The organism is Microbacterium salsuginis (assembly GCF_012524205.1).
GTDB lineage: Bacteria > Actinomycetota > Actinomycetes > Actinomycetales > Microbacteriaceae > Microbacterium > Microbacterium salsuginis.
Genome location: NZ_JABACI010000005.1, coordinates 301128 through 313965 on the forward strand (window position 1 = coordinate 301128; position 12838 = coordinate 313965).

Below are 12838 nucleotides of genomic sequence, written 5' to 3' on the forward strand. Positions count from 1 at the left end.
GCTGCGGTCAGAACAGCAGCGAGGCCAGGCGCCCGCGTGCCGACAGGACTCGCGGGTCGGCGTCGCCGACGAGCGCGAAGAATTCGAGCAGGCGCTCACGCACCGGCCCGCGCTCGTCGGAGGGCAGCTGAGCGAACAGGTCGAGCAGACGCGCGAAGGCGTCCTCGACGTGCCCGCCGGCGAGGTCCAGGTCGGCGACGGCGAGCTGTGCGGCGACGTCGGTGGGGGCCGCTGCGGCGGCGGCGCGCGCGGCCTGCAGATCGGCGCCCTGCACGCGGTCCAGCAGCCTGACCTGGCCGAGACCGGCCCGTGCTTCTTCGTCGCGCGGGTTCTCAGCCAGTGCACGCTCGTAGGCCGTGATCGCGCGCGGGTAGTCCCCCTCTTCGATGGCGGCATACGCCTCGGCGTGAAGCGGCGGCAGCGGCGGCTCCGCCGCCGCCTCAGGCGCCTCGGCGGCCGTGTCGGCGTCCGCCGAAGCGGTACCCGTGACACCGTTCTGCGCGGCGAGCTGCAGGAGCTGGGCGAACACGTCGCGCACCTGCTGCTCCGGCACGGCCCCGGTGAACAGCGGCACCGGCTGGCCGCCGACGAGGGCGACGACCATCGGAATCGACTGCGCCCGGAACGCCTGCGAGAGCTGCGGATTCGCGTCGACGTCCACCTTCGCCAGCACGAGACGACCTGCGAGCTCGGTCACCACGCGCTCGAGCACCGGGCTCAGCTGCTTGCAGGGACCGCACCACTCTGCCCACAGGTCGATCACCACGGGGACGACACGTGACAGCTCGAGGATCTGCGGGAACGTCTCGTCGGTGACGTCCATCACCAGGGAGGGCACGACGACGGCGTCTCCGGCGGTGCCGGCGGCACCGCCGGGCGCGGCCTGGCCGCCGGCGGCCGGCTGGGCAGGACGGTTGCGAAGCGTCGACAGATCGACGGCTCCGCGCAGGGTGGGGCCGAGGGCGGGATCGCTCAAGAGATCACCTTCGCGTCGAGGATGTCAGAGGAGTAGCCGAGCAGGCGGATCTTCTCGCCCGAACCGGAGCCCGGAACATAGAAGAAGACCTGATCCGTGAACGTCGTGGTGAATCCCGTCGCCGACTGATCGGCTCCGGTGAGCACCTTGGCCCGCGGGTTGTTCTCGGTCTTGATCACGGCGTCCGCGGTCGTGGGCCTGACGGTGTCGGTCTCGTGGATGTTGACCGCCACGATCGCGCCGCTCTCGATCGTAGCGAGTGCGAAGGGCGGCTGAGTCCCGGCGCTCGCCTGGAACTCGAACGTTCCTGTCCCTGTTCCCGTCTGGTTGAACTCGTCCAGGCGCCGCTGCCGATCCGCGGCGATGCTGGCGCGCATCTGGTCGCCCTCGGGGTCGAACACGTCGTAGAACGCACTGTCCTCGCCGTTGTCGATGACATCGGCGTACGCGGCCGCGATCTCTTCGGGAGCCATCAGCAGGAACGGCGAATCCGGCTCGACCTGCGTCGCGCCGATGTAGTGGGGAGCAAGGTCGGGCAACGGAGTGGAGGCCTCGAGGCTCGCGATGTACGACAGCTTGTAGTCCGACCAGGCATCCTGCTGGGTCATCAGCATGATGCTCGACGTCTTGGAGGCCGAGTCATCGGCGACGGCGATGACCGAACGCGGCCAGCCGTCGAACGCCTGCGGAAGGATGACCTTCAACGGCTTTGAGAGGATTCCGGCCGGAGCCTGGTAGTCGGCCAGGCTCGCGCGGATCTTGTAGTTCGTCTCACGGGCAGCAAGCGCCGCGCCCTCCAGCCGCGTCGCCGCGAGCTCCGCGTCCATGGCGGCGTCGGCGTCGGCGATCGTCGAGGCGATACGGGTGAGGATGCGCTCGGCCTGCGGCTTGGTCACCGCGGGAGCGTGCTGTCCTTCCGGAGCGATCACCGTCGCGGTCGGAGTGGGGGTCGGCGTCGCGCCGAACTGCGGCCAGGCATCAGCAGCGCATCCGGTGAACAGCAGCGCCGAGACCGCGACCGCCGGCACGACCGCGAACGCCCTGCGACCGGAGGTGACGGCGCGGCGCCGGGTCGGGGCATCCGAACTGCTGATGACGCCCTTGTCGGCGCCGTCGACCGCGAGATCGATCGGCTCGGTGACGGGCAGCGGCAGACCCTTGCGGCGCGGCCCACGCGAGCGACGTGCGTGGCGGATCCCGAGGATGTACAGGAATACGCCGATCGCCATGAGGATGCCGCCGCCGACGATGAGCGGACCCGCCCACGGAGTCGTCGTCTGGAGCGGCCACGACACGGACACCGTGCTCGGCGCCGCAGCGGTGCCGTCCGTGGCCACCAGGACGCTCATGTCTTCGGGCAGCTGCAACGGAGCGATCAGGATGTCGGCCTGCTGGAACTCGTCCAGCCACAGATCCGACCCGAGCGGACTGCGGCCGGGAGAGCCTGTCGCGGCATCCCCCGTCTCATCCACGGGAGCCGCCGGTTCGGTCGGCGCGGGCTCGGTCGCCGGGTCGGCGGCCTGACCGGTTTCGGCGTCGGACGGATCGACCGGCTCGGGTTCGACGAGAGTGGTCACGACCTCGCCCTCGTCGTTCACGCTGGCACGGTTGTATTCGGCATCCGACAGCCAGGCCTGGACGTCGGCAGCGCGCCCGTACGAGGCGAAGAGGTCGCCCTCCCCCTGCACGCGCAGCGTCTGCGTGCCGGGCATCTGGTTGAGCACTGCCCCGTCGATCATCAGGTAGGGAGCTTCCTCCTCGACCGAGATCGACGCGGTCTCGGTCCGGGGTCCCTGGAAGATCGTTCGCTGGGCGATGCCCGCCCCGATCATCACGGCGGCGAGCACGAACGCCGCAACGGCCCACACGAAACGCACGAAGTACACCTTTCCGAGGACACGCGTTCAGGGCACGGTCCTTCGATTCGACATTTCAGACTAGCGAACATGACCTGAAAGCGGCCCGGGAGGCACCATTCCCGGGGCTGGACGTCAGTCATGCGTATCCTGACCTGACAGGCAGAGCGGCGATCACGTCGAGGAGGGGATCCGTCCGGTGAAGATCCACAACCCGTTCCGCGTGGCGCTGGTCGCCACGCTCGGTGTCGGCCTGGGGCTGCTGCTGATCGGCAGCATCCAGACGCTGTCGACGATCCTGCTCTACGTGGGCACGGCGCTGTTCCTCTCGCTGGGCCTGGAGCCCGTCGTCTCGTGGCTGGAACGCCGCAAGCTCCCGCGGTGGGCGGCGGTCCTACTCACGATCCTGGCGGTGCTCGCCGCTTTCGCGGGAATCATCCTCATGATCGTGCCGATCATCGTGCAGCAGATCGGCCAGCTCGTGGCCGAGATCCAGAAGCTCGCCGAGGACGGCGTCTTCGACGACCCCGTCGGCGGGATCCAGGACTGGCTCCACGCCGTCTTCCCCGCGCTGAACGTCGACGACGCCTGGGCGTACGTCGAGGACTGGTACGCCTCCCTCGACATCGGCGCCATCGGAGGCGAGATCGGGGGCGGCATCATCGCCGTGGTGGGTTCGATCATCGCCGGGTTCGGCGGTGCGTTCATCATCCTCATCCTGACGATCTACTTCACGGCCTCCACCCCCAACCTCAAGCGCGCGGTCTACCAGCTCGTTCCCGCATCCAAGCGCGCACGCTTCATCGATCTGGGCGAGCAGATCACCGATTCGGTCGGCTACTACGTCATCGGGCAGGTGAGCCTCGGTGTGATCAACGGCGTCCTGAGCGCCATCCTCCTCACGATCATCGGGGCACCGTTCCCTGCCGTCCTGGCCGTCATCGCGTTCTTCTTCTCGCTCATCCCGCTGGTGGGAACGCTCACCGGCTCGACGATCATCGTGCTGACATGTCTGATCCCGGGGCTCGGGACGCCCGCGACGGCGCCGATCATCGCCGCGATCTACTACCTGATCTACATGCAGATCGAGGCGTACATCATCTCGCCGCGCATCATGGGGCGTGCCGTCGCGGTGCCGGGGGCGGTCGTGGTCATCGCCGCACTCGCCGGAGGATCGCTGCTGGGCCTCCTGGGCGCGCTGGTGGCGATCCCCGTGGCCGCGAGCATCCTGATCATCTACCGCCAGGTCGTGATCCCCCGTCAGAACGAGCGGTGATCACGCGCCGACGAGGACCGGTCCGTCCCATTCGGTGGGCAGCGGGAGCGCATCGGGGTTGACCGCGGCGACGATCTCGGTGAGCACACGCCGCGTCTGGGCCTCTCCGACCCACAGATGCTTCCCGCCCTCGACCGGGATGAGGACAGCCTCCGGCACGCTCGCGAAGCGCTCCGCGGCGGCATCCGGACGAAGATAGTCGTCGAATTCGGGCACCACGACGATCAGCGGGCGCGGGTCACCGGCCCACGCGGCGACCTCGGCGTCCGTCGCGCGATGCAGCGGCGGCGAGAGCAGCACGGCCCCCTCGATGGCGTGATCGCGGCCGTACTTCAGCGCCAGCTCGGTGCCGAACGACCATCCCACCAGCCAGGGACGCGGCAATTCCCGTTCGTCCACGAAGTCCATCGCGGCCGCGACATCGAAGGCTTCGGCACGTCCGCCGTCGAACGCCCCCTCGCTCGTACCGCGCGGCGATGACGTGCCACGCGTGTTGAAACGCAGCACGGCGAGATCCGCCAGGGCGGGCAGCCGCGCCGCGGCTTTGCGGATGATGTGCGAGTCCATGAACCCGCCCGCTGTGGGTAGCGGGTGAAGCGTCACCAGCGTCGCGACCGGGTCTCGCCCCTCCGGCAGAGCGAGCTCGCCGACGAGCGTCAGCCCGTCCAGCGTCTCGAGCTCGATCTCCTCACGCCGCGCGGGCAACTGCATCGGACCGCGGATCTCCATGTCAGGCCACCTTCCAGCAGTGCTGATGCCAGTGACGTCGCGCAGCCAGGTCGGCTGCGTCGCCCAGCACGCCGTCAGCGCGCCACGCGACCAGATGCGCGACGCCGACGTCGATCTGGCGCCCGCAGCCGGGACAGATATAGGGCTTCTGCGCCTGCACAGCCGAGACCGGCTGCACCGTCCACTCCACACCGCGCCGCATCTCGGTGCGCTTCCATCCCGCCAGCAGGCGCTCGAGAGAGTCGTCGCCGCTGGGATCGGGGCGGCGGCGATGAGACCGCGGCATGGCTCAGTACCAGCCGACCCGCTGCGAGTGATCCCACGCGCCGCAGGGCGTGCCGTAGCGTCCGCCGATGTAGCCCAGTCCCCATGCGATCTGCGTTGCGGGATTGGTCTCCCAATCGGCACCGGCCGCGGCCATCTTGTTGCCGGGAAGGGCCTGCGGGATGCCGTAGGCACCGCTCGAGGCGTTGTAGGCGTTGACCCGCCAGCCGGATTCCTTCTTCCACAGCGCGACGAGGCAGGCGAACTGGTCGTCGCCCCAGCCGCGCGCGAGCACCATGTCGTAGGCGATGGCCTGGGCAGACCCGGGGTCCGGGGTGACGAACGGCGGTCGCCAGCCCCCTGACGTGGAACCTGTGCTCCGCGCCTGCACCCTCGGCGTGGGCGTCGGCTTCGGCTTCACGAACACCGTGTACCCGCCTCGGTCGAGCGCAGTGGGCTCGGCAGGCTCGGCATCCTCGGCCGCGACGACCCTCTGGATGTCGCCCAGCGAGCTGGCGTACAGCGAGATCGGCGGGTTCTCCTCGGCGCTGGCCTGAGTCAGCGCGAGACCGGTCGGACCGATGTAGGCGGCGACGAAGCCGACCGCCGCGAAGGCTGCGAACACCCCGAGCACGCCGCGGCGGCGGGACCACCGGGTGGGTGCGGGCGCCCGGCGCACGGAGGCCGGAACCGGCCTGGCGACGACGGTCGAGACAGACTGACGCCGGGCGCGCCGGGTCGGGGTCAGCTCGGTTCCGGAAGTCACAGTGGTCCCGATTCTAGCCATGGCCCCCGCGGCATGCCATCCGATCGCGTAGGCGCGTCACCGGACCGCGAGGATGACCTCGACGACGGCATCGAGGACGGCGTCCACCTGCACCTCGCGGTAGCCGCCCCGCTGCATACGGAACGCGACCGAGCGGACCTGCTCGGCGGTGAGTGAATCGCCCGTCTCGAGGTAGCGCGAGATCTTGTCCGACACGAGGTCGACCTCGTCGATCCGGTAGCCGTAGCGCAGCGCCGACACCCGGTCGAACCGGTGCCGGCGCGGCCGTGAGAGACGGTCGAGCACCGTCTGCGCGGTCTCGCGTGTGTGGCCGACCCAGGCCCGCGCGCCGGCGCGCGACATGGCGTCCGCCCGCTCCCGCGCCGCGAAGGCGTCCTCGATGCGTCCGAGAGCGGCGTCCACGGACGCGATGGCGTACCCGTGGCGCACCAGCGGGAACGCGGCATGGCGGACGTCCGTCGAGGACAGATCGTCGGAGCCGGCCTCGAACGCCGCGCGCGCCCGGTCCATGAACTCGTCGACCGCGTGCTTGTCGTAGCCCTTCTCCCGCCCGTGGGCCTCCGGGAAGGATGCGCGGGCAGCGGCTTCCGGAGCCGTCACGAGAGCTCCGCCACGGTGCGGGGAGTCACGGTGCTGAGAGTCACATTGCCGCCAAGGGGGTGAAGAGGTAGTACAGGGCCAGTGCCGCGACCGTCGACGGGAGGATCGAGTCGAGGCGATCGAGCACGCCACCGTGTCCGGGAAGCCACGAGCTCATGTCCTTGATGCCGAGATCGCGCTTGATCATCGATTCTCCCAGGTCGCCGGCGGTCGCCGTGCCGAGGATAAGGATGCCGAACACGAGCCCCATCCACCAGTCGAGGCCGAGCATGAACATGCCGACCAGGACGCCCGCCAGCATCGCCGCGACCGCAGCGCCGGCGAAGCCCTCCCATGTCTTCTTGGGGCTGATCCGCGGTGCCATCGGATGCCTGCCGAACGAGATGCCCGCGACGTAGGCGCCGGTGTCGACCGCGACGGCCACGATGATGAAGGCGAGCACCCACCACTCCCCGCGATCCTGCGCGAGCAGCAGGATGCACAGGCTCGCGAGGAATGACACGTAGAGCTGGATGAACGCGCCGACCAGGACATCGCCCAGCACCATCCCGTAGGTGCGCCCGTCGCTGGACGCCATCTGCACCACGAGGCGCCATACGACCACAACGGCGAGGCAGACGAACAGCACGATCCACTGCAGCCAGGCGTCCACGAAGTAGGCCGCGACGACGATCACGGCGCCCGAGGCGAGTTGCGGAACCAGGTCGACACGACGCCCGCTCGCCGACAGGGCGCGCGAGAACTCGAAGATCGCCAGCAGCACTGCGGCAAGAGCGAACACGAGGAACGCCCACTTGACGAAGAGCAGCGAGCCCAGCAGCACCGCGCCGATCGCGAGGCCGATCAGGATCGCGAGGATCAGGTCTCGCCCGGTGCGCTCCTTGATGCGCTCGTTTGCCTCCTCGAACTCCGCCTTGGCCTGCGCGACCTGGCTCTCGAGTTCGCTCCGCGCCGCCCGCAGGTGGGATTGCAGCATGGCCGCGGGATCGTTGGGGTCGACAGGGCGGCGCGATTCGCCCATCTCGCGGCGCGTGCGCGGGATGTCCCGCGGCTCGCTCCCGCTGTCGGATCCCCCGGGTGCGTCGGTCATGGCCGGACCTCAGACCTCGAGGAGTTCGGCCTCTTTGCGCTTGAGCGCGTCGTCGATCGCGTCGACGTGCGCACGCGTGAGGGCGTCGAGCTCCTTCTCGGCGCGGCCGAGCTCGTCCTCGCCGACCTCGCTCTTGAGGGCGTCGAGGTCGTCCTTCGCCTTGCGCCGGATGCCGCGCAGGTGGACCTTGTGGTCCTCGCCCTTGGAGCGCACCAGCTTGACGTACTCCTTGCGGCGCTCCTGCGTGAGCTCGGGCATCGTGACGCGCACGATGTTGCCGTCGTTGGTGGGGTTGACGCCCAGATTCGGGACGTCGCGGATGGCCTGCTCGATCGCCTTCAGCGCCGACTTGTCGTACGGGGTGATGATCAGCGACCGCGCCTCGGGGCTGTTGATCGAAGCCAGCTGCGCCAGCGGTGTGGGGGTGCCGTAGTAGTCGACGAGGACCTTCTGGAACAGCTGCGGGTTCGCGCGCCCGGTGCGAACCGTCGCGAAGTCCTCCTTCGCAGCCTCGACGGCGCGGTCCATGCGCGCTCCGGCTTCGGCCAAGACGTCCGCGATCACAGTGTCTCCTTCGCGTTGATGGGGCGGGTCAAGTGTATCGGCGGGTGGCCGTCAGGCCGTGACCAGCGTGCCGATCGAGTCGCCGAGCAACGCGCGGGTGACATTGCCCGACGGCTCCATGCCGAACACGCGCATGTCCATCCGGTTGTCCATGCAGAGGCTGAACGCGGTCGAATCGACGACTTTGAGCCCTCGCTGGAGCGCATCGAGGTAGGTGATCCGGTCGATGCGGGTGGCCGAGGCATCCTTCTTCGGATCCGCGGTGTACACGCCGTCCACGCCGTTCTTCGCCACCAGCACCTCCTGGGCGCCGATCTCGAGTGCCCGCTGCGCGGCCACCGTGTCGGTCGAGAAGTACGGCAGCCCGGCGCCGGCGCCGAAGATGACGACGCGGCCCTTCTCCATGTGGCGCTCAGCGCGGCGTGGGATGTACGGCTCGGCGACCTGCGTCATCGAGATGGCGGACTGCACCCGCGTGGCGGCGCCTGCCTGCTCGAGGAAGTCCTGGAGCGCGAGCGCGTTCATCACGGTGCCGAGCATGCCCATGTAGTCGGCCCGACCTCGGTCCATGCCGCGCTGGCTGAGCTCCGCGCCGCGGAAGAAGTTGCCGCCGCCGACCACGACTGCGATCTCGACCCGGTCGACCGCAGCGGCGATCTCGCGCGCCATCTGGCTCACGACGTCCGGGTTCACACCCAGCTGACCGCCTCCGAACGCCTCGCCGGACAGCTTCAGGAGGACGCGGCGGCGTCCGGTGGTCTCGTTGATCACTGTGGTCCTCTCGTTGACGACAAACTACCGAAGGGCATGAGAAAAGGCCCGCATCGGATTCCGATGCGGGCCCTCTCGATGTCTCAGGCGCCGACCTTGAAGCGGGCGAAGCCCGTCAGGGTGAGCCCTGCGTCCTTGGCCACCTGGGCCACGGACTGCTTGTTGTCCTTGGCGTAGTCCTGGTCGAGGAGCGAGACCTGCTTGAAGAACGCGTTCACGCGTCCCTCGACGATCTTCGGAAGCGCGGCCTCCGGCTTGCCCTCGTTGCGCGAGATCTCGGTGACGATCTCGCGCTCCTTCTCGACCTCGGCCTCGGGGACCTCGTCGCGCGTGAGGTACGACGGGTTCGCGAACGAGATGTGCTGCGCAAGGCTGCGAGCCGTCTCGGCGTCGTCTCCCGAGTAGGCCAGCACCACGCCGACCTGCGGGGGAAGGTCCTTGCTGGTCTTGTGCAGGTAGACCTCGAACTTGTCGCCGCTCAGGGTGCGGACGCGGCGCAGTTCGACCTTCTCGCCGATGATCGCGGCCTCGTCGTCGATCAGCTGGGCGACGGTCTGCGTGCCGGCGGGCGCCGCGAGGGCGGCCTCGACCGAGTCGGCGGCGACCGCGGCCGCGGCATCCGCGACCTTGTCGGCCAGCGCGATGAAGCGGTCGTTCTTCGCGACGAAGTCGGTCTCGCACGCGAGCTCGATCAGCGTGACCTTGCCGTCCTGCTCACGAGCGGTGACCAGGCCCTCGCTCGTGGAACGGTCGGCGCGCTTGGCGTTGCCCTTCGCGCCCTTCAGGCGCAGGATCTCGACGGCCTTCTCGACATCGCCGTCGGCCTCTTCGAGCGCCTTCTTCGTGTCGACCATGCCCGTGCCGAGCTGGTCGCGCAGCGCCTTGATGTCGGCGATCGTGAAGTTTGCCATGGGTGGCGGCTCCTTGATTGTGGTGGATTCCCGGATGCCTGGGCGGGGCCGCATCGCGACCCCGCCCAGGCGTTGCTGATGGAGGAGAACCGTTACTTGTCGGCGTCGGACGCCGCTGCGGCGTCGGTGACGTCGGCGTCCGCGACGGCGGATTCGGCGGCGTCGGCAACGGCCTCGGCGTCGACGGCGGATGCCTCGGCCTCGGCCTCGGCGACGGCCTCGGTCGTCTCGCCCGCGGCGTCGGCGATCGCCTCGTCGTGCGCGGCGGCACCGGCGGCGTCCGCCTCGGTCTCGGTCGCAGCGATCGAGACCTCGGCGTCACCCGTGACCGGCGCGCCCTGCTCGAGCAGCTCGCGCTCCCAGTCGGCCAGCGGCTCGGCGTCAGCGGACTCCTCGGTCGGCTGGTGGCGCTGGATGAGGCCCTCGGCGGCCGCGTCGGCGATGATGCGCGTGAGCAGGCTCACCGAACGGATCGCGTCGTCGTTGCCGGGGATCGGGTACTGGAACTCGTCGGGGTCGGCGTTGGTGTCGAGGATGCCGATCACCGGGATGCCGAGCTTGGCGGCCTCGTCGACGGCGAGGTGCTCGCGCTTGGCGTCCACCACCCAGATCGCCGACGGGGTCTTCTGCAGGTTGCGGATGCCGCCGAGCGACTTGTGCAGCTTGTCAAGCTCGCGCTTCTTGAGCAGGAGCTCCTTCTTGGTGAAGCCGCTCGCTGCCGGGTCGTCGAAGTTGAGCTCCTCGAGCTCCTTCATGCGCGCGAGGCGCTTCGACACGGTCTGGAAGTTGGTGAGGAGCCCGCCCAGCCAGCGCTGGTTCACGTAGGGCTGGCCCACGCGCGTCGCCTGCTCGGCGATGACTTCCTGCGCCTGCTTCTTGGTGCCGACGAAGAGGACGGTGCCGCCGTGCGCGACAGTCTCCCTGACGAACTCGTACGCCTTGTCGATGTACGCGAGCGACTGCTGCAGGTCGATGATGTGGATGCCGCTGCGCTCGGTGAGGATGAAGCGCTTGACCTTCGGATTCCAGCGACGGGTCTGGTGTCCGAAGTGCACGCCGCTGTCGAGCAGCTGGCGAATGGTGACGACGGCCATGGCCGTTCTCCTGTTCCGGCGCCGGGGCGCCTGTTGCGGTTCTGATCTCGCCGGCGGGGTGCCGGCGTGCCTGGTGCCCGGCACAGTCCCGCCACTCGCTCGCACGAGAGGACCGATGGGAGTGGATGCCGCGCCGCACCCTTCGACAAGCTCGGGGGCCGGGAGTACCGGCGATGCAGCGCTGTGGGCACGCGGAGTCACTCCGACGAGCGGAGTGCGGGCTCCAGTGTATCAGCAGCGGCTCCTCCCCCGGCGTGGAGCGCAGAGCAGCTGTCCACGGACCCGGGGAATCGGCATCCGCTCCCGGATCCCTCAGACGAGGCTCGAGACATGCGTCAGCATCCGTCCCGTCGACTCCATCGGCTTCTGGCGATCCCCGCCGTGGCCCTCACCGTCCTCCTCGCCGGCGCCCTCCTCGCCGAACGGGGTCATGCCTCGCCGCCGGATCTCGCGCCCGTGCTCGTGATCGCGACGGAGGACGGACCGGACTGGGTCTGGCCCCTCGAGCGGTTCCGCCTCGAGCGCGAGTTCGTCGCGCCGCCCCACCGCTACGGCCCGGGGCATCGAGGCATCGACCTGCGTCCGCTGGACGATGCCGGCGTGCGCACTCCGGCGGCGGGCACAGTGGCGTTCGCCGGGCAGGTCGCTGGGCGCGGCATCCTGACCATCGATCACGGCGACGGTCTCGTGACGACCTTCGAGCCGATCGTCACCGACCTGCGACCGGGGACACCTGTGGCTCGCTCCGACGCGGTCGGCGAGGTCGGCCTCGGCGGGCATGCTTCACCCGGTTCGCTGCACTTCGGTGTGCGCCTGCACGGGGAGTACGTGAATCCTCTCCTGATGCTGGGCGGGGTGCCACGGGCCGTCCTGCTGCCGTGCTGCTGAATCCGTGCTCCGCATCCCCCGGTCCATGCAGTGCGAGAGCGTCATGCGTCTCCCGCCGCTACGCGCGGGGGTGGGCCAGGCGATACGACGCGGCAAGACGCTCGCTCGAGACGTGGGTGTATATCTGGGTCGTCCCCAGGCTCGCGTGTCCGAGGATCTCCTGCACCGCCCGCAGGTCCGCACCTCCGTCGAGCAGGTGTGTCGCGGCGGAATGGCGCAGGGCGTGCGGTCCGACAGTGCCGCCGAGCTCGGGTCCGAGCTCGCGCGCGACGAGCGCGTACACCGACCGTGGCGCGATCCTGGCCCCTCGGGCCCCGAGGAAGAGCGCCGCCTCACCGTCCGGCGCGCTTCGTCGAGACAGCAGCGCTCGACGCCCTCGCACGAGATACGCGTCGACCGCGGCCATCGCGGGCAGTCCGAACGGGACGACCCGCTCCTTCGCCCCCTTGCCGAGAACCCGCGCGGTGCGCCGCTGTGGATCGATGTCATCGATGTCCAGGCCGCACAGCTCCGACACGCGCACCGCGGAGCCGTACAACAGCTCGACGATCGCGTGATCTCGCAATGCCACAGGGTCCCCGTCCGCCGCCGCGACCGACAGCCGCGCCAGCACGGTTTCCAGCACATCTGTCGTCGCCACCTGTGGAAGCGTCCTGCCGCGCTTGGGGGCGACCAGCCGGAGGCTGGCGTCGTCCTCGATCACGCCCGTCTCGGCGGCCCACGCGAAGAATCCGCGAACCGCGGCCGTCCGCCGTGCGATCGTCGACCGGGCGTCACCGGCCTGCACGGCCCGCCACAGCCACTCGCGCAGATCCTCGAGGTCGACGTCCCCGAGTTCTCCACGGCCGCATGCGGCAACGAGGCTCGCAAGATCGGAACGGTACGCCCTCACCGTCGCCGGCGAGAGCCGGCGCACCTCCGTCAGGTGCCGAACGTAGAGTTCTGCGGCCTCATCCATTCTCACCCCGTCAGCTTGCTCCCCGCCGCCGACGATCGCCGCGCGACGCTCCGCCAGACGTCATCGCGGGATGG

14 protein-coding genes are annotated in these 12838 nt (G+C 69.6%); 2 read left to right on the forward strand and 12 right to left on the reverse strand.

Features of this window, described 5'->3' with window-relative positions:
• Positions 1-7: 7 nt before the first annotated feature.
• Positions 8-976, reverse strand: a complete 969-nt coding sequence (locus tag HF576_RS17475) for a tetratricopeptide repeat protein (RefSeq protein ID WP_168914110.1) — start codon at positions 974-976, stop codon at positions 8-10.
• The gene (locus HF576_RS17480; protein ID WP_168914111.1) at positions 973-2853 is read right to left on the reverse strand and encodes a DUF8094 domain-containing protein; all 1881 of its coding nucleotides are present in this window, start codon (positions 2851-2853) and stop codon (positions 973-975) included. Before HF576_RS17480 ends, HF576_RS17475 begins: the two co-directional genes overlap by 4 nt.
• Positions 2854-3031: 178 nt before the next feature.
• On the opposite strand from HF576_RS17480, the gene HF576_RS17485 reads away from it, so the two are divergent.
• Positions 3032-4108 carry an AI-2E family transporter gene (locus HF576_RS17485; RefSeq protein WP_168914112.1) on the forward strand — a complete coding sequence of 359 codons (1077 nt, stop codon included), beginning with the start codon at positions 3032-3034 and terminating at the stop codon, positions 4106-4108.
• Here the strand turns inward: HF576_RS17485 and HF576_RS17490 are convergent, their stop codons facing one another.
• The 9 genes from HF576_RS17490 to rpsB all read right to left on the reverse strand — a co-directional run bounded on the left by HF576_RS17490 (position 4109) and on the right by rpsB (position 10918).
• A complete protein-coding gene (locus HF576_RS17490; RefSeq protein WP_168914113.1) occupies positions 4109-4837 on the reverse strand; it encodes an alpha/beta hydrolase in 729 nt (242 codons plus the stop codon).
• Position 4838: 1 nt separating this feature from the next.
• On the reverse strand, positions 4839-5123 hold the full coding sequence (locus HF576_RS17495) for a hypothetical protein (RefSeq protein WP_168914114.1): 285 nt from the start codon (positions 5121-5123) through the stop codon (positions 4839-4841).
• Between the two features lie 3 nt (positions 5124-5126).
• On the reverse strand, positions 5127-5867 hold the full coding sequence (locus HF576_RS17500) for an aggregation-promoting factor C-terminal-like domain-containing protein (protein WP_343234334.1): 741 nt from the start codon (positions 5865-5867) through the stop codon (positions 5127-5129).
• Positions 5868-5924: 57 nt separating this feature from the next.
• Positions 5925-6488 carry a DivIVA domain-containing protein gene (locus tag HF576_RS17505; protein ID WP_168914115.1) on the reverse strand — a complete coding sequence of 188 codons (564 nt, stop codon included), beginning with the start codon at positions 6486-6488 and terminating at the stop codon, positions 5925-5927.
• 40 nt (positions 6489-6528) lie between these two features.
• The gene (locus HF576_RS17510) at positions 6529-7578 is read right to left on the reverse strand and encodes a phosphatidate cytidylyltransferase (RefSeq protein WP_168914116.1); all 1050 of its coding nucleotides are present in this window, start codon (positions 7576-7578) and stop codon (positions 6529-6531) included.
• 9 nt (positions 7579-7587) lie between these two features.
• Complete coding sequence (frr, locus tag HF576_RS17515) at positions 7588-8142, reverse strand: ribosome recycling factor (RefSeq protein ID WP_168914117.1); 555 nt, start codon at positions 8140-8142, stop codon at positions 7588-7590.
• Positions 8143-8193: 51 nt separating this feature from the next.
• Complete coding sequence (pyrH, locus tag HF576_RS17520; protein WP_168914118.1) at positions 8194-8913, reverse strand: UMP kinase; 720 nt, start codon at positions 8911-8913, stop codon at positions 8194-8196.
• Between the two features lie 83 nt (positions 8914-8996).
• On the reverse strand, positions 8997-9824 hold the full coding sequence (tsf, locus tag HF576_RS17525) for a translation elongation factor Ts (RefSeq protein WP_168914119.1): 828 nt from the start codon (positions 9822-9824) through the stop codon (positions 8997-8999).
• A 92-nt stretch (positions 9825-9916) separates the two neighbouring features.
• A complete protein-coding gene (gene rpsB, locus HF576_RS17530) occupies positions 9917-10918 on the reverse strand; it encodes a 30S ribosomal protein S2 (protein ID WP_168914120.1) in 1002 nt (333 codons plus the stop codon).
• A gap of 330 nt (positions 10919-11248) precedes the next feature.
• Here rpsB and HF576_RS17535 point away from each other — a divergent pair, with 330 nt between their 5' ends.
• Positions 11249-11806, forward strand: coding sequence for a M23 family metallopeptidase (locus tag HF576_RS17535; RefSeq protein ID WP_168914121.1), 558 nt, complete (start codon positions 11249-11251; stop codon positions 11804-11806).
• Between the two features lie 58 nt (positions 11807-11864).
• Here HF576_RS17535 and HF576_RS17540 read toward each other — a convergent pair whose 3' ends face one another.
• The gene (locus tag HF576_RS17540) at positions 11865-12770 is read right to left on the reverse strand and encodes a tyrosine recombinase XerC (protein WP_343234335.1); all 906 of its coding nucleotides are present in this window, start codon (positions 12768-12770) and stop codon (positions 11865-11867) included.
• Positions 12771-12838: the final 68 nt, after the last annotated feature.

Bases quoted from the DNA above. Each gene is read 5' to 3' on its own strand.
- rpsB (WP_168914120.1), bottom strand. From the start codon at position 10,918: ATGGCCGTCGTCACCATTCGCCAGCTGCTCGACAGCGGCGTGCACTTC.
- tsf (WP_168914119.1), bottom strand. From the start codon at position 9,824: ATGGCAAACTTCACGATCGCCGACATCAAGGCGCTGCGCGACCAGCTC.
- HF576_RS17535 (WP_168914121.1), top strand. From the start codon at position 11,249: ATGCGTCAGCATCCGTCCCGTCGACTCCATCGGCTTCTGGCGATCCCC.
- HF576_RS17495 (WP_168914114.1), bottom strand. From the start codon at position 5,123: ATGCCGCGGTCTCATCGCCGCCGCCCCGATCCCAGCGGCGACGACTCT.
- HF576_RS17490 (WP_168914113.1), bottom strand. From the start codon at position 4,837: ATGGAGATCCGCGGTCCGATGCAGTTGCCCGCGCGGCGTGAGGAGATC.
- HF576_RS17510 (WP_168914116.1), bottom strand. From the start codon at position 7,578: ATGACCGACGCACCCGGGGGATCCGACAGCGGGAGCGAGCCGCGGGAC.